The following is a 19400-nucleotide window of genomic DNA, read 5'->3' as shown; positions in this document are numbered from 1 at the left end:
CCGCCAAGCCTCAGTTATTTACTTGCAAAAATTCTCAATGTATCTGTCGATACACTGCGCCACGATCTCAGTAGCATGTTCACGATCCTTAACATCATCGACAACAGTGTCCTTGTGTTCAAGTGCCTTGTATACCGAGAAGAAATGACACATCTCATCAAAAATGTGCTTAGGCAACTCTGAAATGTCCTTATATATGTTGTATGTAGGATCATTGAGCGGAATGCAGATTATCTTCTCGTCAGCCGCACCATTGTCAAGCATGGAGATAACGCCTATAGGATAACAGTCAACCAAAGACAAAGGCGCAAGCGTTTCCGAGCAAAGCACAAGTACATCCAACGGGTCGCCGTCCTCTGCATACGTCCTAGGGATAAAACCATAGTTTGCAGGATAGTGGGTCGATGTGTAAAGTATCCTGTCCATTCTCAGAAGGCCCGTGGTCTTGTCAAGCTCGTATTTTACCTTTGAGCCTTTTGGTATCTCTATTACCGCCGTGAATTTTTCCTTTGTTATCACCTTTGGTGAAATATCGTGCCAGATGTTCATGTACATTCCTCCTGTATTTTCATTCAGCTTCGTACATACCCTCAGACTTTAGATTTTCAGGTATGTCAAAAACCGTTTCGCCGTCCGCCTCAACGCATGAGATACAACCGGCGTTGTCCTCGTTTATCAAGTCCCACAGTGTTACAACTTCATCTTCACCCACAACGTCTATCCCAAGTCTGTCAAAAAGCTTCTCAAGCTTCTTTGGATTGCGTGAGTATATCTGAAATTCCTGATAGTCTGTGAAATATATCTCCTCGTCATTCTTGTGCGAGCCAAACCCAAATCTCGATACTCCGTCATTTACAAGCACAGTGCCGTAACGCTTCATTATGGCAAGGGCGACCTCTTTCGTGCAGTTATCAAGATAATAGGTCTTGTATCCATCTCTCTCGCTGTCAGGAAGCTCCAGAAAGAAGAATATAGGTTCAGCGAGCTTCTCTATCACACCGCAGGCGACCTTCGCCATGATGTCACAACTCAGCACACCCCTTATATTATCCCCCTGAATGTGGCAGCAAGACCTCAGTTTTTCCGCTCCGCCCACAGATACGCCCTGACAGAGGGTAAAATTATCTTCCATAATATCCTCCGTAAAATAGTTTTATTACCAATAGTATAAACCATTTTCGCAGATATTTCAAGTATAACCTATGAATTTACATTAAAAGTTTACGGCAGTACAGCCTTTCAGCCATACCGCCGCTATAAATCACAAAATTCAGAAAAAGAACAGCGTTCTCACGCATATTTCGCAAACAGCCTGTTACTTGCCTCTCTGCTCAATAATGCCGATCATCTCGCCCACATCTTTCATACCCGAAACTTCGCCCATTTTGAACCTCATCTTGAACTCGTCTTCCACCGCACCGATAAGAGTGATATGCTCGATAGAGTCCCAATCCTCAATATCATCAGCCGTGGTGTTCTCGTCCACCTCCAAAGTATCGTCATCAAAAACATCTCTGAAAACATCATCAAGTCTTTCAATTATCTCGTCCTTGCTAAGCATAATGCTCCTCCTTCACCTTTATAACAGTATTTTTATCCTCATACCCCTCAACTAAAAGCCGCCAAGCCGTGTTGCCCTCTTCGTCCTGAGATATCTTCTCAAAGCCGAAGCTTTCATAAAGCCCTGCCACCATTTTATTTTTCGCCGTAGGGTAATAATGCCCGTATATCTCCCTTATGCCACGTTTTTTTGCTTGTTCCACAAGACTATCCAGCATAGCAAGCTCCATATCCCTTTTCAGCACACGGCATGACATCAGCCAAAGCTCGATATCAAGCCTGCCCTTGTCCTCGCTGTCTGTCTTTCCGATAGTCACCGCCACAACGCCGTTGTCACCGAATTTGTCATAAAGCTTTCCATACAGCCTTATGTATTCATCAGAGTTATAGACCGCCTCCATTTGCTCCGCAGTGTATCTCTTTGTGGTGAGATTGAACTGATTGCTCTTGTTGGTGAGCTGAGTTATCCTTTGCAGATACAAAGGCGAAAAATCCCCTATCTCTGCCGTCATTTCAAGACTCAAAAGATAATCATGATAATCCGCAAACCTGCTCTGCGCCTTTGCACGCTGAGCGTTCGCCCTGTACATATCATTGCGTTTGAGATCGTCCTCCGACAGCGTAACAGTTTCAAAATATCCCGAACGGTCAAGCACTCTTATGTAGTCCGTGACCTCCCCTATCTCAGGCACAGCCGTTCCCCCAAGCTGTCCCCTGACTATCTCCCTCTCCGCAGGGTTATCGTCCACAAAAACAAACGCCTCAGAAAGAATGTTAAGCTCCTCCGCCGTGTCAACGATGTTTTTGTCCTTTGGCAGCCAGTTGGCTTTTATCGCCACAAAATCATCAGGCCTTAGCACGCCCTCAGGGTGGGAAAGCCCAGCCAAAGCGTTCTCTTCCTCATTTTTGGAGCATACCGTCAAAAGCACGCCCAGGTCCTTGTGCGCCTTAACATACTGCTGAAACTCAAAATAAGCCATTGCCTCAGCCGTTTCCTTGCCTATCTCGAGATTTTCCACACCGTCGTCACCAACGATGCCGCCCCAAAGAGTGTTGTCAAGGTCAAGAGCCAGCGCCTTTTTGTTCTTGCCAAAGATAGCCTTTATAATATTTGCCACCTGAAAAGCCAGTTCAGGTATAGCCTCGATATTTAGCGCATATTTGTAGAGATACCAATATTTCGGCTCGCTCCACTTTTCAAGCCCATATGCCGCTGACAGCCAGTTTATATCATTGAGATAAACCTCGGGCCTCTGGGCTATCCTGTCATACAAAGCCGAATTGAGCCTTGTGACGAAGTTCACCTTTCCACGCCTGTCGGAAGCATCCATGTTTCCCATAAGGCGGAAAAACGGAAGCTCAAAATTGTTCTGTATCACAGGACAGCCGAAATGCTCTTTCACTCCGTCCCAAGCCTGAGAAAACCTGTCAAGCTCAGCGTTCAACCCCTGCTCTATCTCCTCTTCACCCGACCTGGGGGTAGGTGAAAAGCTGAGGTTTCTAAGGCTCGTGTGTATATAAACGATATCAGGTTTAAAGCGGTCAAGCTCCTCGTTTGAGAACACAGCGTCCTGCCAGAACTGTCCGTATTCCGATTGATAGAACTCACATTCAAAGCCCATGTCAAGCAAAAACAGCTCCAATACCGACACGATATCGTCCGTAGTCGAGCCGCCCAGCACAGCCACCCTCTTTTTCAGCCGCACCGCTCCGTCGCCCAAAAGCTGCCTTTTCAGCGACCTTTTCTTTTTCATTATAAACCCATTGTCAAATGGATACTCCAACTCTTTCATTCTTTTTTACCTTCTCTTAAATAACTCTCAGCCCCTATGAGCCTGTCACTTCTTCCTGCTGTACCTAAAATCGCAGTATGATGCACCCTCAGCAATAGTCCCCGTCCTAACGAGTTTCATGTTCATCATGTCCGCCAGCACAAAATCCATTCTGCATATGTAAGCCGCCAGCTCAGGACACCCCTCGTCCTTGCAAAGCTTGCACGCCCCACATTCGTGATAATCATACCCAAGGTCATATTCACCATTGCCCGGCAGAATATCCACCACCCAATCGTTTTCATATAACCTCTTGTGACTGTCTTCCGACCATTTCAAACGCCCTGGCATCTTTTTAGGGTCAAGATAGCTGTCCACATCACCCATGACCTTGTGAAAAAGCTTTGAAGCGCAAAGCCCGTCACGGAATATTTCAAAATTCTCCTGCGCAGACTTCCCTGTGCTCCTGTTCATGGCAATGTAATAGCTCGCCATAATGTACGAACTCAAAAGCTTTGACTTACCAATATCCTTAGCCCTCGCAACTATCTTCCCATGTTCTTCCTCTATCTTCTTAGCAACCTCTTTAGGAAAGCCTCTCCTTTTAAGCTCCGCCTTTACCACACTGTGATAAAAGTGAAATATCATCTTCACACTAAGCGTATTTTCCATATTTTCACCTTTCTATCCGTTAAACAACGCCAACTCTATTCCCGATTATCCATATTGTAAATAACGCAAGCAAACCCGGCTATCACCGCAAACAGTATCGCACCGCCCATTTCCTCCTGCAATGCTGCCCCAACAAAATAGCCAGCCATAGCCGCAAAAAACATGATAACAACAGCCGCCACCGTCCTAAATTTTTTCATAACGCTCAACCTCCAGCCTATCTCATATTATCCAAAGCCATACGGCAAACCTCGTCCGTTAGCTTCACCTTACCCAAACCTACAGCACACAAACCACAAACCAATACATATAAGGCACCAGCGTCATAATGATATCATAAACTGCAAGAATTTTTCCCGACAGAGCATGACCATTCGCCGTACCCTTTTTCCAAACCAACAAACTGTACAGCACGCTCACCGCAATATGTATCAAACCACAAGCAAAAATTATCCAATGAAAAACATCGTCCTGAAACTTCCCCTCACTGCCTGTCAGCTCAAAGCTAATGATTACCACCCAGCCCAAAAGGTCATTTCCCAGACCACTGATAACATGAGCCGTTATAGCCAAAAATTTCTTCATAAGCATACCCCCTATGCCAAAAGCATCTATTTTTTATTTTCTGATAACTCACATTTTATCATCACCCTGCACAAAATTCTCCCCACAAATTCGTGCAAACAAATGATTTATATTTTAATTTGGCAACATTTCTGCAATTGTTGCATTTTTTATGCAACAAAAGTGATGATTTTCAGGATAGGTAGAAAGCGTTTTGATACTTGCGGGCACGTACAAGCCCTGCGACTTAGTGAAACCGAGGTGAGTTTCTGGAACAGGCTGTAGAGTACTTGTGTCAAAGCGTGGGTGTGCATTTGTTATTTTGTGTATGCAAAACCTAGGACATTATACTCGGTGACACACCCCGAATGTAACTTGAAAATTGAATATTGGCCGCTATTTTTTTACAAATCTGTAGGGGCGAACAGCGTTCGCCCGTCGAAGAAACAAGTCCACGATTACAACCATTGTAGGGCAGAACAAAAAACTATCCTATCACGCTTGTAGGGGACGGCGCCCCCGACGTCCCGACCCTCCGACATTTCGTCTGCAATCTCATTTGTGTTATCCACATAATGTTTTCTACATGAGCTCTTGATAACTCCTTCGAGCGGGCTGTCGAGGGCGCCAGCCCCTACAATGCTGAAATTGCATAATTTCAGAACACAGGCGAACGCTGTTCGCCCCTACAGTTATTCGGGATAGTTTATCTTGCCGCAAAATCGCTCCGCTCTTTGCGTATCTACGTTTTGCTATGGGATAGAAAAGCGGTGCAGATTTAATTCTCCGATATCACTTTTATCTGATATTTGACTTCTATATGCTATTTTTCATTAAATCTGCACCTTGTCGGCTTGCGCCGAATGAGGCTCTGCCTCATACTCCGCTAGGGGCTTTGCCCCTAGACCCCACAAGCCCTCTAGCGCCGGGCTTGAGCGTGCGCTTTATCTCTCGCTTCGCTCGGTGCTTGGGGGCAGCTTTGCTCATTCCTCATTCCTCATTCCTAATTCCTCACTTAGCTCCTACTGTATCCTAATATTATTCAAACAATCCACCTTACTAGGCGTTGAACAGCTCGTCAACGATATTGCAAACAGCAGGTCTGTGCAGCCCACTTCTTTACAAAAATCAATAGCGTTTATATCAAAATATCTGAAATCACAAACATAGATTTTTGAGAAGCCATGGGTGAAAAATGGTATCAGAGCATTTCCAAAGCTGTCTTTGAACACCACAAGCACTCTGCCATTGTCCACGCCCGTGTCTATCTCAGCTATCTCCTGATCCACGTTGAGTATCGCAGAATAGCAGTTCACGCCCTCTGCATAGTCAAAAAACAGCGTAGACTCCACAGGGTTTTTAAACTCCGTATCATAATACTTTACCGTCAGATCATCATTATTGTCAGGCTTATAGTAAATGAACTTGTCAGGATATTTTTTCAACTCGCTGTTGTAATTGCTGTAAGCATACATCGTTCCCACAAAGCCGTCTATCTCCCATTTATCGTAGGTATCAAGGTCTGGAAAATCTATTCCCGACTGATCGGCAAAAACCTGCGCCGCATAATATGCTCCCAAAGGCTGCCAATGATGATCCGTTCTTGAGTAGATATATTCCTTTGTATGCTCAGCCAGAGCGTCATAAACATCGGTGTTGATTATTCCGTTAAGACCTGCGGCAATGTTGTCGATATTGTCTTTCTGATCTGAAACAGCGTCCTTGAGATTGTTCGGCATATAATAAGCCGCCGAAGTCGGGATAGACATATTGTATACGTTCACGCTGTCCCCAAGGTCAGCCTTCCATTTGTTTATGGTGTTCGCATACTTGTCGCCGTTCTCGAACGTGCCATAGTATGCACCCATTGCACGGACGTTTTTGCCCTTGCCGGATACTATAACATCACCCTCCCACTGACCGTCGTCAAGATTGTCAGGCACGTCAACTACCTTTTCGCTTTCCGTTGATTTTTTCGTAGTTGTGCTTGTGTCGGTGGTCTTTGTATCCGCAGTGGTGGTGGTCCTCGAACCTGTAAAAGCCGTTACAGTTGTTGTTTTTGCGATCTTATCCTGATCCAACTCTTCTTTTTCCACCGTTTTGAAATCGCCCGTTATAACAGTATCGTTGAGCTTTATTCCAAGCATATTCGTGAAATCAGAGCAGAAAGATTTAAGCTTTTCTCTGTTTGGAACAGTGTCGGTAAAATATTCGGTTATCCCGCTTGTGAAGTCACCGTCAAAATATGATGACAGCGAAAATTTCGGAAAAGTCGCAAGGTTTCTGTTTTCTGACTGTATAAAACCGCTTTCACGCTTCATCACAAGCAGTGCCGCAAATACGCCGAAAACAATAAGCAGGCAAACAACAGAATTTATAACATTAAACTCTAGCTCGTGAATATTGTTTTTCTTAGCCTTTTCACGTTCCTCACGACGTTTTTTTGCCTTTTCGATGCCTTTTCTGTAAGCTTCCTCTGCCTTAGCGTCGCTTTCTTCTTTTTCCACAGGATCAGGTTTCGGCTCAGCCTTTTTTTCAGCTTCCCTGACAGGCTTCTCCTCTTTCTGAACAGGCACTCTGACATTTATTGTCGCCTCTACCCTGCTGGGCTTCTGAGCATTCTCAGGCTTTTTCTCAGGGCTTCTCTTGTCGATTATCTCGACCCTTTTTCCTGCGATAACAGGGCCTTTATCCTGTGCCGCTGCGTCATATTCCCTATAATAGCTGTCAGGGATCTTCAGCACGAAATTCTTCTTATTCGGCAGCTTTTTCACAGTTCCGTCTGCTGAAACTGCCACAGAGATCTCTTTTTTAGTGCCGTTTATGTGATTTTTCTCTTTGGAAAATGGGATAATGACCTCATTATCAGAAGCCTTTTCCTCAGCATTTTTCTCCTGAGCTTTTTGTACAGACTGAGAATTTTCAACTTTTTCAGCTTTTTTCTCAACTTTTTTCAATGCTTCTTCATTATCATCATCAGTATTTAGCCATACACTTTTCTTAGGCTTTAAAACAGGCTCGTCCGTCCAAATGCTGTGGCTGAGAGCCTTATTTTTTCTGACTATCTTTTCTACTATCTCGTCATGGACAGTGGAGCTTTTCTCCGTTTCGTCAACTTTTGCCATGCTGACAGCTTCAGGCTTTTTCTTTTCCTCGCCTATAGGCTTTCCACCGAAAGTAACGCTGTCAAGATACTCTGTATAGGCTTCTGAAAGAGCCTTTGTATCAGGCAGTTTGAAGTCCTTTTCAAAATCTTTATTATTTGCCATACTCTTTCACCTGCCTAAAATCTGAAATACAAGAACGGATTGTTTGTTGTGTTCACAAGCAGAACGCTTGAGAGAACAAGTATCGCCGCATTGCATAGGATACCTGCTGACTGCATAAAATAGGCTGTACCCTTTGCAGAGAGCGCCTTTTCTTTGATCTTTGGTATAACAGGCATTGTGAAAAGCACTGCCGCTGCAAAAAGCCAGATATTGTTCATGAAAAGGTGCTGTGTAACTGTGTCGGTCAGCTTGTTTCCATTTGCTCCAACAAGTGCCTTGAAGAACGTACCCAGCGAGCCAAGGTTCTCAAAATAGAATATTCCAAAGCCTATGAAAATAACAAGCTTTGTATAGATATGTGCAAGGGGTACAGGCATTTTCTTCATGCGCTTTTTGCCTATGAGCATTTCAAAGAATATGAACATTCCATAGTAAAGTCCCCAGAAAACAAAGTTCCAGCTTGCACCGTGCCAAAGTCCTGTGCAGAACCATACAAGGAAAAGTCCTCCGTATTTTCTTCTTTTGCCGAAGATAGGGAGATAAAGCACATAATCTCTGAAAAATGAGCTAAGGGAGATATGCCACCTCTGCCAGAACTCTGAGATAGTTTTGCAGATAAAAGGATATTTAAAGTTCTCATCAAAGTGGAAGCCGAATATCCTGCCAAGACCGATAGCTATATCTGAATAGCCTGAGAAGTCAAAATAATACCACAGACCCACAAGAATTGCGCCAAGCCATGTGCCTGCCACAGAGAGGGTCTTTATATTTTCATAGCCGTTTGAAGCAGAGCCGAAAAGGGCTGTTACAATGGTGCTGAGATTATTTGCGATAATGACCTTTTTGCCAAGTCCGAGGATTATTCTTGAAAAGCCGTCGGAAATATCCTTGGCGGTGGTCTTTCTTTCGTTTATCTCCTCGCCGATAACGGAGTATCTTACGATAGGTCCTGCAACAAGCTGTGGGAACATGGATACATACAAAAGAAATCTGCCGAAGTTTTTCTGCGGCTTGACCTTGCCCCAATAGCAATCGACGGTATAGGAAATAGTCTGGAACGTATAGAAAGAGATACCGATAGGCAAAACGATATTAGGCACCGGTATGCCTAGACCGAACCAATTGTTGAGATTTTCCACAAAGAACGCCGTATACTTGAAACCGAACAGCACTCCAAGGTTAAAGACAAGCGACCATGCAAGCGCTGCTTTTGCCTGCCAGCCTTCGGGGTGTTTTTCTATCACCCGACCATTTATGTAGTCCACAAGGGAGGAAACTATAAGGATACTCACCCAGACAGGCTCGCCCCATGCATAAAAGATAAGTGAAAACACCACCAGCACTGCATTTCTTATGGCTGTACTGCGTGTGATAAAATAGCATATCAGGCACACAGGCAGGAAAAAATACAAGAAAAATAGATCTGCAAATACCACAACAAAACTCCTAACAAAAATTGATAAAACAGCCATTGTCGGCTTATTCCGACAAAAGGCGATACACATTTAAGTATATCACTGAACACTCTAAAAGTCAATTAAAACAGAGGTCTGCGGAAAGTTTTTCGGTTATGCACAAAAAAAGCCGCACAAATTGTACGGCTTAGAAATATCTAAAAATCATGTGCAAGTGACCGATAACGGGCAAACAATGTCCGCCCCTACAGAAAGTCACGCATTTACGCTGTTTAATACTTTATTTTCAGGGTCTTGCCCGGAACGCTCACGCCGTCTGACAGAGTGATAGGGAGCTTTTGCTCCTCAGAGAAGCCGATAGTTTCACCGTCTTTAAGCTCAACGCCCTCAGAAAGCACATACTCGGAGATAGAAAGCAAAAATCCAAGCAGGTCGTTAGGCTGTTTTGGAGAGTCAACTATCTCCATTTCCTCATATCCGAAAAATCTCATACCTGATGTGAAAGCGCAAAGACCTGTTTTAGCAAGATACATACCTGTGTAGATAAGAATAGGCATCGGATACTCGCCGTCTTTGATAGTTTCGGCAAAGTTCACATAGAAATTCTTCTCATAAACTGTCGGGTCTTTATAGATACCGATAGCGTTATCGAGCTTGAGCAGAGAGCTTGCCACCTTTGCGAAGAGGATAGCCTGCTCAACAGCGCTTGTTTTATTCATTACAGCGAGCATAACGTGCGCCTGATGCTTAGCGACCTCGTTTGCGCCCTCTTTCCAGAGAATATTATACTTTGCCGCATTTTCAGCTTCCTTGTTAGGAACTGGGTTAGGCATAAGTGAGCAAGCGACCACCATATCGCCAACCTTGAATACCATAGCGTTGTCTTTTACATCGTCCTGCGGAACGATGTTCCAATCGTCTTTCAGAAACTTTTTAAATCTGAGCCAATCCATGTTAGCGTCTGTGTAGAGAACGAAGCCTGCAAGGACGTTGCCTTCCTTTTTATCGTCCTTGGTTTCCTGAACGTTTTTGTTTTCTTCTGACATTTTGTTACCTCCATAAGATAAAGTCTGTTGAGGTCATTATAGCACACTTGGGGAGAAAATGCAACAGGGGGAGGTAAATGAGGAATGAGGAATTATGGTATCGCCTGCGGCGATGATTTTTTGACCATGCTTTATCACACATTTGTATACCATGTACCTGCACAAAAACGCCGTTCCGACTTCTCGTCAGAACGGCGTGGTTATTATTCTGTTACCGCTGTTTCCTCAGCCTGCTGTGTTTCAGGCTCGTTGAAAGGCAGCTTCACTGTTATGGTAGTTCCCTTTTCAAGCTCGCTTTCAAGGGATATCTCACCGCTGTGATATGCGACTATATGCTTTACTATAGAAAGCCCTAAGCCTGTGCCGCCTATCTTCTTGGAACGGCTTTTATCAACTCGGTAAAAACGTTCAAAGATTCGGCTTTGATGTTCGTCGGATATACCTATGCCTGTGTCGCTGAACACTGCAAAAGCTTTGCCGTCCTCTATGCCGACCGTTACTTTCAGGCTTCCGCCCTCATGATTGTACTTTATGGCGTTGTCCATGAGATTCAAAAACAGTTCTGTGATATAGCTCTGATTGCCGTATATCTGAACAGGTTCGCCCTCAATGGTCATTGTGACCTCTCTATTATCTGCCTTGTGACGGAGTATCTCCTCTACGTCATGGGCGGTTTTCAGCAGGTCTATCTTATCGTTTAAAACGTGTTCCTGCTCCTCTATCTGGGAAAGCCTGATAATATCGTTTATAAGATACAAAAGTCTTTCGCTTTCACGATATATCATACCGCCGTATTTCTTCACGTCCTCTTCCTTGGTGAAAATGCCGTTTTCAAGAAGCTCGCCAAAGCCTTTTATGGTGGTAAGCGGAGTTTTAAGCTCGTGAGATACGTTGGCCGAGAAGTCACGGCGTATCTGCTCACTTTGTATCTCCTCTGTTACGTCAACAAAGAAGATTATGATACCAAAATCAAGGGTATTCTCGCTGTAGACCTTATTTGCAAAGGTACGGTAAAAACGGCTTTTTTCTGTGATGATACCTTTTGCTGCACCGCTTTCCTTGGCTTCTTCAAGCAGACCTATTATCTGCTGATCGTTTGTCATATGGTCTATCTTGGTATGCTCAGTAGGGTCAAAGCTGTTGCCGAGAATTTTCAAGGCGCTCTTATTTACCGAAAGCACTGTCATGTCCTCGTCAAGAAGTATCATGCCCTCAACCATATTTTCAGTGATAAGTGATATTTTTTCTCTCTCTGCCTTTATTTTATTCATGTTCTTATGTATTCGTCCCATAAGAACGTCCGCATTTTTTATGATAGGTTCAAGTTCTTCATAAGGCGTTTCAAACTGACCGATATTCTCGTTCCTCAGATCAAGCTGTTTTACAAGGGAATTTATCGGCTTTATCATGCTTTCTGAAAGCTTTATGGAGATTATGGTGGTGATAAAGATTATTCCTCCTGCGAACACCACCAGCATTGGTATCACTGCAAGGAACACCCCTGCAAGGTTTTCCTTATCTGTAGAAAATCTCAGCACACCGCCGTCATATTTTATGGCATAATAATATGTAGTATATCCAAGGGTTTTGGAAAATCTTGTGGATTCGCCCTCGCCATTTGCCATAGCCTCTTTGAACTCTTCACGGTCGGAGTGGTTTTCCATTTTGGCGGGATCTGCTTCAGAGTCATATTTTACATTGCCCTGTGCGTCGATAAAGGTGACACGGACATCATATTCTACTGATCTTTCCAAAATATCAGCCATTTCTGAGGGTTTATTGTTTCCTGCGGCAACGAGCTTTGCAGCGGATTTAAGCTCATTTTTAGTGAAACGCTGATAGGTAGAATATCCAAGAGAGCCTGCTACTAAAAGGAAAAACAGCACTGTACATGAAACAAGTATCGTCATGACTTTATAGAGTTTTTTCTGCATATGCTGTTCCTCCTTATCTGAAAATTTTTATATTTTGTAGCCTATGCCACGGACTGTTTTGATAAGATCCGTACAGCCTGCGGCTTCAAGCTTTTGTCTGAGGGTTTTTATGTGCATATCAACAGTTCTTGTTTCCCCTGCAAACTCATAGCCCCAGACCATTTCCATAAGCTTATCACGGCTCACGGCTATGGACTTATGGCGCATAAGATACATCAAAAGCTCAAATTCCTTATAGGTCAAAACGACCTCCTGACCGTTATATGTACAGATACGTCTTGAAGCGTCAAGGGATACGCCCTGTTCTTCTATTACGTCAGCCTCGGCGTTCTGCTTGCCTGCACGTCTTAAAACAGCTTTTATTCTTGAAAGCAGTTCCATTACGCCGAACGGCTTTGTTATATAGTCGTCTGCGCCCATTTCAAGACCTGACACCTTATCAAGCTCGCTTGATTTTGCAGTAAGCATTATAACAGGAACGTCCTGAGTGTGGCTGTCTTTTTTGAGCTTTGAAAGTATGGAATAGCCGTCCTCGTCAGGAAGCATTATGTCAAGAAGCACCAGCGAAGGCTCTTTGTTTCTTATCTCTTCATAAAACGGTTTTGCTTTTGGAAATGCTTTCACCTCATATCCGCCTGATTTAAGTGCGCAGGATATAAGCTCTCTTATTCCGTCATCGTCTTCTACACAATATATAAGTGCCATAGATCTTACCCCTTTTCGTTAAAACTCTTTAGCAGGCAGAGCGTATTTCTCGCTGTAGCGCTTGACCTGTCCGTCAAAGCCCTCGCCTGAATTTTTAAGCATCTGAACATACTCGTGGACGTCAAAGCTTTCGTCGTTTTCCTGTATAAGACAGACCGCTATATTTGAGCAATGGTCTGAAACTCTTTCCAAATTTGTGAGCAGATCGGAGAACACAAAGCCCATTTCTATGGTACACTCGCCTGTCTGAAGCCTTTTTACATGGCGGTTTTTAAGCTTTGTTCTTATCTTATCCACCACTTCCTCAAGCGGCTCAACTCTTGTGGCAAGCTCCAGATCGTGCTTTTCAAAGGCTTCCATGGCGATATCCAAAACATCTCTTACGGCACTGCACATGACTTTTACTTCGGCTGTTGCCTGTGATGTGAAATTCAGATCCTTCTGCTGTTTTTCCTCGGCAACGGACACCATATTCATGGCGTGGTCGGAGATACGCTCAAAGTCGCCTATAACATGAAGTATAGTTGAAACTGACTGAGAATCCTTTGCAGAAAGATCTCGGCTCGAAAGCTTTACAAGATATGTGCCGAGTCTATCCTCATAGAGGTCGACGGCTGCTTCATTTACGGCTATCTGCTCTGCCTTTTCCTTATCGTACTTATCAACGCAGATGCTCATTGCCATGTCTATGCTTTCTTTTGCTATCTCGCCCATGCGGTTTGTAAGCTCTCTGCACTTTTCAACTGCAAAAGACGGTGACTGGAGAAATCTTTCGTCAAGAAGCTTGAACTGCTCTTCGATATTGTCCTTGTTTCCCTCCCCCTCTTTGTCTTTGACAGTGAGGTAGGCAAGCTTTTCAAGGACTTTGATAAATGGCAGAAGTATGATAGATGTTGACAGGTTGAATATAGTATGCACAATAGCTATCTCCTTTGCGCCCACAACTCCGTCAACGAACGAGAAGCCGATAAAGGCATTGAGCAGATAGAACACTGTAAGGAAAAGCACTGTTCCTATTATATTAAAATAGAGGTGGACAACTGCAACACGCTTTGCGTTCTTGCTTGTGCCTATTGATGAAAGCAGTGCTGTTACGCAAGTACCTATATTCTGTCCTAAAATTATAGGAAGCGCTGAGCCGAAGGTTATTGCACCTGTGGCTGAGAGAGCCTGCAAGATTCCCACTGACGCTGAGGACGACTGAATGATAGCGGTAAGAAGTGCGCCTGCAAGAACGCCCAGAATAGGGTTTTTGAACCAGAGAAGCACTTCTGCGAACTCAGGAACGTCTTTAAGAGGTGCGACTGCACCGCTCATTGAGTCCATTCCGAACATGAGCACTGCAAAGCCTACGAGTATAGATGCGATATCCTTTTTCTTATCGTTTTTTGAGAATGTCAGCATTGCAACGCCTATTATCGCAAGGATAGGCGAGAACGAGGACGGCTTGAGCATATTGATAATAAAGCTGTCGCCGTTAAGTCCTGACAAAGACAATATCCACGCTGTTACGGTAGTCCCAATATTTGCGCCCATTATAACGCCTATGGCGGAATGGAGCTTCATGATGCCTGCGTTTACAAAGCCCACCAGCATTACTGTAGTGGCTGAGGAGGACTGAATGACCGCTGTTACAGAAAGTCCAAGCAACATTGCCTTGATAGGGTTTGAGGTGAGCCTTTCAAATATTTTTTCAAGCTTTCCTCCTGCGAGTTTTTCCAGCCCGTTACCCATTACATTCATTCCGTAAAGGAACATTGCAAGACCGCCTATAAGGGTCAGAACATTAAAAATCGTCATACTGACACTCCCTGATAATAATTTTACACTATTGTTACAATGTTTACAATGAACATTATACAACATAATTGTAAAATAACAAATCAGGCTGAGTAAAATCTGAGTAAAATCGTACAAAAAGAGCAAAAAGGCGGTATTTCCGCCTTTTGTAATGATATTTTACATGATCCTTTCTGTTTTATGGACGCCTGTTACGGAAAATACCACCCATTCTGCGATATTTACCGCATGGTCACCGATACGCTCGAAGTATTTTGCCACCATAAGGGTATCTATAGCTTTTTCACCGTTTGCTTTATCGGCGGCTATCTCGTCAATTATCTTATCCTTGGTCTTTACAAAAAGCTCGTCTATTTTATCGTCAGAGCTTATGACCTTTCGGGCAAGGTTCTCGTCGTCGTTCACATAGGCGTCGATAGCGTCGTTCACCATTTGTGTGGCGGCTCTTGCCATTTCACTGATGTCGCTAAGATCCCATTTCTGCTTTTTCTTTATAAGCTGGATATTCAGATCTGCAATATCTGCTGACTGATCGCCAACACGCTCGATATCGGTTATCATTTTAAGTGCAGCGGACACACGTCTGAGATCCTCGGCAAAAACAGGCTGCTGCTGCAAGAGCAGGTTAAGACAGATCCTCTCTACCTCACGCTCCGCCTCGTTTATCTTGGCGTCAAACTCCACCGTTTCACGGGCAAGCTTTGTATTCTGCTCTTCAAGAGATTTTATTGACATTGCGATTATCTGCTCTGTCATTGCTGCCATAGAAAGCAGCTTTTTGTTAAGCTCGCTGAGCTTATTGTCAAAATTCGCACGCATAGATATTTCTTCCTTTCACCTATATTTCCAAAGCGTTTATCCGAAACGTCCTGTGATATACTCGAGAGTTTTCTGTTCCTTAGGATTGGAGAAGATACGCTGAGTTTCGTCGAACTCGACTATCTCGCCATGTAGGAAAAAGGCTGTTTTATCGGATATACGGGTCGCCTGCTGCATATTATGGGTGACGATAACGATAGTGTAATTCTTTTTAAGTTCTGTGGCAAGCTCCTCTATTTTGATAGTGGAGATAGGGTCAAGGGCTGATGTAGGCTCGTCCATAAGAAGCACCTCCGGCTTTACGGCGAGTGCTCTTGCGATACAGATACGCTGCTGCTGTCCGCCTGACATACCAAGGGCGGACTTTTTAAGTCTGTCCTTGGTTTCGTCCCACACGGAAGCCTGACGAAGAGTTGTTTCGACTATCTCGTCAAGGTCGGCTTTTTTCTTTATGCCGTGAGTTCTTGGGCCGTATGCGATATTATCATATATGGACATCGGGAAGAGGTTTGGTTTCTGGAAAACCATTCCCACACGCTTTCTAAGCTCGGTTATTTCCATATCTTTATAGATATTCTCCCCGTCAAGGGTAAAATCGCCTGTTATCTTACAGCCCTCTACGAGGTCGTTCATACGGTTGAGGGATTTAAGAAGAGTAGATTTTCCGCAGCCTGAAGGGCCTATGAATGCGGTTATCTCCTTTTCGGCTATGGACAAGTTTATATTTTTGAGAGCCTGAAAATCTCCATAAAAGAGATCGCAGTTTTTCACCTGCAGTTTTGGCTGTGTCATTTATTAGTTTCCTCCTTTGGAAAGCTTTCTGGCAACAAGGGACGCAAGTCCGTTAAGAAGAAGTACAACTGCCAGCAGGACAACTGCTGTAGCGCTTGCTTCATTCATATAAAGTCCCTCGTTTGAAAGTGAATACATATGGATAGAAAGGGTACGTCCTGAGTCTGTAAGGCCTGCATACTTGGCGATAGTTCCTGCGGTATAGATAAGGGCGGCTGTTTCGCCGAAAATTCTTCCCATTGCAAGGATAACGCCTGAGAGGATACCGCTTATTGCAGGAGGCAGAACGATAACGAAGATAGTTCTGAGCTTTCCTGCGCCAAGTCCGTAGCTGCCCTCACGGAAGCTGTCGTCTACAGATTTCAGCGCTTCCTCGGTAGAACGTATTATCAGCGGCAGCACCATTATCGCCAATGTACACGCGCCTGAGAGCGTTGAGAGCTTCCAGTTAAGGGCAAGCACAAAGAACATATTTCCGAAAAGTCCGTACACTATGGACGGGATACCTGAGAGTGTTTCTGTAGTAAGTCTTATGACTCTGACGAATTTATTGCCTTTCTTTGCATACTCAACGAGATATATTGCGCAGAATATGCCCAGAGGTGCGGCTATTGCCAAGGACACCAGAAGCATTTCAAAGGTGTTCACGATAGCGGGGAGCATTGACACGTTCTCGGTGGTATAGGTCTTTGCGAAGAGGGACGGTTTCAGATAAGGAACGCCCTTTATCACCACATAGCCCACGATAAGAACGAACACGCTTATGGTAAGCACAACTGCTATTTTGGTTAAGATATTAAACACCAATGACATGGGGTGTGTTTTATAGGTTTTCATTCTGTCTGACATTTTTATCACCCTTTATCCTTTCTGTTTGTGACAAGGTTAAAGCAAAGGTTCAGAAGAAGAATGAACACGAACAGCACAACGCCTGTTCCGATAAGGGCGTCATAGTGAAGTCCTTCGGCATAGCTCATCTCGATTACGATATTGCCTGTGAGGGTACGGACGCTGTCCATGAGGGAGTGAGGAATGATAGTGGAGTTTCCTGCTATCATGATAACTGCCATTGTTTCGCCTATTGCTCTGCCCACTGCGAGGATAACGCTTGCGAGTATGCCTGACTTTGCGGCAGGAAAAACGACTGTTGCAACTGCTCTTTCGTGTGTTGCGCCAAGGGCGACTGCGCCCTCATAGTAACTGTCAGGAACGGCTTTAAGTGCGCTCACGCTCATGCCCACGATAGTAGGAAGTATCATGATACCGAGGATAATGGAAACTGTAAGCACGCTGTTTCCTGTTCCGCCGAAAAGGTTTCTTATGATAGGAACTACAACTACCATGCCGAAAAAGCCGTATACAATGGACGGTATGCCTGCAAGAAGATTTATTGGAGGCATGAGCCACTTGAAAAGCTTTTTAGGACAGAACTTTGCCATAAATATCGCTGTTAAAAGTCCGATCGGCACGCCAATCATTATTGCTCCTGCGGTGCAGTAGAGAGAGCCGACTATCATAGGGAAGATACCATATGAAGCAGGGACGTTTCTAGGACTCCAGTCTGTTCCGAAGAGGAAGTTTCCCACGCCTATTTTTGCGATTGCAGGACAGCCTTTAGCGAACATGAAGATACATATTACTATTACTGCCGCAACTGAAACGCAGGCGCAAAGGAAAAACAATGCTTTCATCGCTTTCTCAAGCAGGTGGGAACTTTGTTTTGCTGTTGGCTTCTGAGCGGCTGTATTCGCTGCCACCGCTGTGTTTTCCGTCAACGTAATTATCACCTCTGAAAATTTTTCACTTGTTTTTTTGCTCAGACAAATGGGGCGACAATTTGCTGTGCCGCCCAAAGTTTTGTCTTGTGCAAATCTTTATGGAGAATTAACTTGATAGCTTATTTGCTTTCGTCAGACCATGTTGTCTTTGAGCCTGTATAGATAGCCTTTATCTCGTCCATTGTGATATCTTCAACTGCGTTATCCTTATTTACGATAACTGCGATAGCGTCCTGAGCGATAGTTACAGACTTGATACCCTGTGAAAGCTCGTCGTCTGAGATATCTCTTGAAGCCATACCGATATCAGATGTGCCGTTGATAGCATCCTTGATACCTGTTGAGGAGTCTGACTGCTGAACGTCTACTGTTACGTTTGTATTTGCCTTCTGATATGCTTCTGCAAGCTTTTCCATAACCGGTGTTACTGATGATGAACCGCTGACTACTACCTTACCGGAAGCGTTGTTTGAAGCGTAAGCTGCTGCGCTCTTGTCGATCTTTATGTAGCCTGCCTTTTCGATGATATCCTGACCTTCTGAGCTGAGGATATAGTTCTCAAAGTCCTGAGCGGCGTCTGACAGTCCGTCTTTAACAGCGATATTGAAAGGTCTTACTATTTTATAATCACCGCTTTCGATAGTTGCCGTAGAAGGCTCAACACCCTCTACTTTAAGAGCCTTTACTGTATCGTTCAGTGAGCCGAATGAGATATAGCCGATAGCGTTCTTATCTCCTGACACCTGAGTAAGCACAACGTCTGTTGACTTACAGATAAGGGCGTCTTTCTTTGTGTTATCGGTCTTGTTGCCGTTAGAGTCTTTTTCCTCGATACCTGTCAGCTCGATGAATGCGCCTCTTGTTCCTGAGCCGTCCTCACGGGAGATAACTGTGATCTTATCTGAGCTTCCTCCGCAGCTTGCGAGCATTGTGGCTGCAAGTGCAACTGATGTAAAGATCGCTGCCAGTTTTGATGTTCTTGTTTTCATGATATAAAACCTCTTTCTTATACTTGCCCTTTGGGCTTTTTGATTTGCACCTTTTCTCTCTGCACCCTGTGTGCAGGTCTTCATGTTATTTCTATTCAGGTGATATACTTATGATACATCAGCATTGTAAAATCAGTAACCGAAGTAACGTAAAGTCATTGTAAGATGTTTGCAAAGGAATTTACACACAAAAACGGGCTTTACACTGCTATGCACAATGTAAAATACTTTTGTATAAACAAAAAGTGCGTTCTCACAAGGAAAACGCACTTTGTAAAATCGGTG

Annotated in this window: 18 protein-coding genes; all 18 read right to left on the bottom strand. The window is 44.2% G+C overall.

Features of this window, described 5'->3' with window-relative positions; all coding sequences use genetic code 11:
- Positions 1 to 18: 18 nt before the first annotated feature.
- Positions 19 to 549, bottom strand: coding sequence for an inorganic diphosphatase (locus OCV57_RS08865; RefSeq protein WP_038670519.1), 531 nt, complete (start codon positions 547 to 549; stop codon positions 19 to 21).
- A gap of 19 nt (positions 550 to 568) precedes the next feature.
- Positions 569 to 1132 carry a hypothetical protein gene (locus OCV57_RS08860; protein ID WP_022288345.1) on the bottom strand — a complete coding sequence of 188 codons (564 nt, stop codon included), beginning with the start codon at positions 1130 to 1132 and terminating at the stop codon, positions 569 to 571.
- Between the two features lie 183 nt (positions 1133 to 1315).
- Positions 1316 to 1561, bottom strand: coding sequence for an acyl carrier protein (locus OCV57_RS08855; protein ID WP_022288344.1), 246 nt, complete (start codon positions 1559 to 1561; stop codon positions 1316 to 1318).
- Positions 1554 to 3353, bottom strand: coding sequence for an HAD-IIIC family phosphatase (locus tag OCV57_RS08850; RefSeq protein WP_267301218.1), 1800 nt, complete (start codon positions 3351 to 3353; stop codon positions 1554 to 1556). The genes OCV57_RS08855 and OCV57_RS08850 overlap by 8 nt, the downstream gene beginning before the upstream one ends.
- 45 nt (positions 3354 to 3398) lie before the next feature.
- Positions 3399 to 4004: an L-2-amino-thiazoline-4-carboxylic acid hydrolase gene (locus OCV57_RS08845; protein ID WP_267301216.1), complete on the bottom strand. Its 606-nt coding sequence runs from the start codon at positions 4002 to 4004 to the stop codon at positions 3399 to 3401.
- Positions 4005 to 4039: 35 nt separating this feature from the next.
- Positions 4040 to 4204 carry a hypothetical protein gene (locus OCV57_RS08840; RefSeq protein WP_167539803.1) on the bottom strand — a complete coding sequence of 55 codons (165 nt, stop codon included), beginning with the start codon at positions 4202 to 4204 and terminating at the stop codon, positions 4040 to 4042.
- Between the two features lie 79 nt (positions 4205 to 4283).
- Entirely contained in the window at positions 4284 to 4589 is a 306-nt protein-coding gene (locus OCV57_RS08835) for a hypothetical protein (RefSeq protein ID WP_267301215.1), read from the bottom strand.
- A gap of 1001 nt (positions 4590 to 5590) precedes the next feature.
- Entirely contained in the window at positions 5591 to 7837 is a 2247-nt protein-coding gene (locus OCV57_RS08830; RefSeq protein ID WP_267301214.1) for a DHHW family protein, read from the bottom strand.
- Between the two features lie 14 nt (positions 7838 to 7851).
- Positions 7852 to 9273, bottom strand: coding sequence for an MBOAT family O-acyltransferase (locus OCV57_RS08825; protein ID WP_117863096.1), 1422 nt, complete (start codon positions 9271 to 9273; stop codon positions 7852 to 7854).
- Between the two features lie 251 nt (positions 9274 to 9524).
- A complete protein-coding gene (locus OCV57_RS08820; RefSeq protein ID WP_022287580.1) occupies positions 9525 to 10298 on the bottom strand; it encodes a DUF4261 domain-containing protein in 774 nt (257 codons plus the stop codon).
- Between the two features lie 203 nt (positions 10299 to 10501).
- Complete coding sequence (locus tag OCV57_RS08815; RefSeq protein ID WP_022287582.1) at positions 10502 to 12232, bottom strand: ATP-binding protein; 1731 nt, start codon at positions 12230 to 12232, stop codon at positions 10502 to 10504.
- Between the two features lie 27 nt (positions 12233 to 12259).
- Complete coding sequence (locus OCV57_RS08810) at positions 12260 to 12937, bottom strand: response regulator transcription factor (protein WP_022287583.1); 678 nt, start codon at positions 12935 to 12937, stop codon at positions 12260 to 12262.
- 18 nt (positions 12938 to 12955) lie between these two features.
- Positions 12956 to 14737: a Na/Pi cotransporter family protein gene (locus tag OCV57_RS08805; protein WP_267301212.1), complete on the bottom strand. Its 1782-nt coding sequence runs from the start codon at positions 14735 to 14737 to the stop codon at positions 12956 to 12958.
- Positions 14738 to 14896: 159 nt separating this feature from the next.
- Positions 14897 to 15556, bottom strand: a complete 660-nt coding sequence (gene phoU / locus OCV57_RS08800; protein ID WP_117863092.1) for a phosphate signaling complex protein PhoU — start codon at positions 15554 to 15556, stop codon at positions 14897 to 14899.
- A gap of 36 nt (positions 15557 to 15592) precedes the next feature.
- Positions 15593 to 16348, bottom strand: a complete 756-nt coding sequence (pstB, locus tag OCV57_RS08795; protein WP_022287586.1) for a phosphate ABC transporter ATP-binding protein PstB — start codon at positions 16346 to 16348, stop codon at positions 15593 to 15595.
- Positions 16349 to 16351: 3 nt separating this feature from the next.
- Positions 16352 to 17197, bottom strand: coding sequence for a phosphate ABC transporter permease PstA (gene pstA, locus OCV57_RS08790; RefSeq protein WP_267301209.1), 846 nt, complete (start codon positions 17195 to 17197; stop codon positions 16352 to 16354).
- A gap of 5 nt (positions 17198 to 17202) precedes the next feature.
- Complete coding sequence (gene pstC / locus OCV57_RS08785; RefSeq protein ID WP_267301291.1) at positions 17203 to 18039, bottom strand: phosphate ABC transporter permease subunit PstC; 837 nt, start codon at positions 18037 to 18039, stop codon at positions 17203 to 17205.
- Between the two features lie 206 nt (positions 18040 to 18245).
- Complete coding sequence (locus tag OCV57_RS08780) at positions 18246 to 19115, bottom strand: substrate-binding domain-containing protein (protein ID WP_117924214.1); 870 nt, start codon at positions 19113 to 19115, stop codon at positions 18246 to 18248.
- Between the last annotated feature and the right edge of the window lie 285 nt (positions 19116 to 19400).

The sequence above is a fragment of the Hominimerdicola aceti genome, assembly GCF_025567495.1.
GTDB lineage: Bacteria > Bacillota > Clostridia > Oscillospirales > Ruminococcaceae > Hominimerdicola > Hominimerdicola aceti.
Note: the sequence above shows the minus strand (reverse complement) of the source record. Positions and strands in the feature narration are given on the sequence as shown.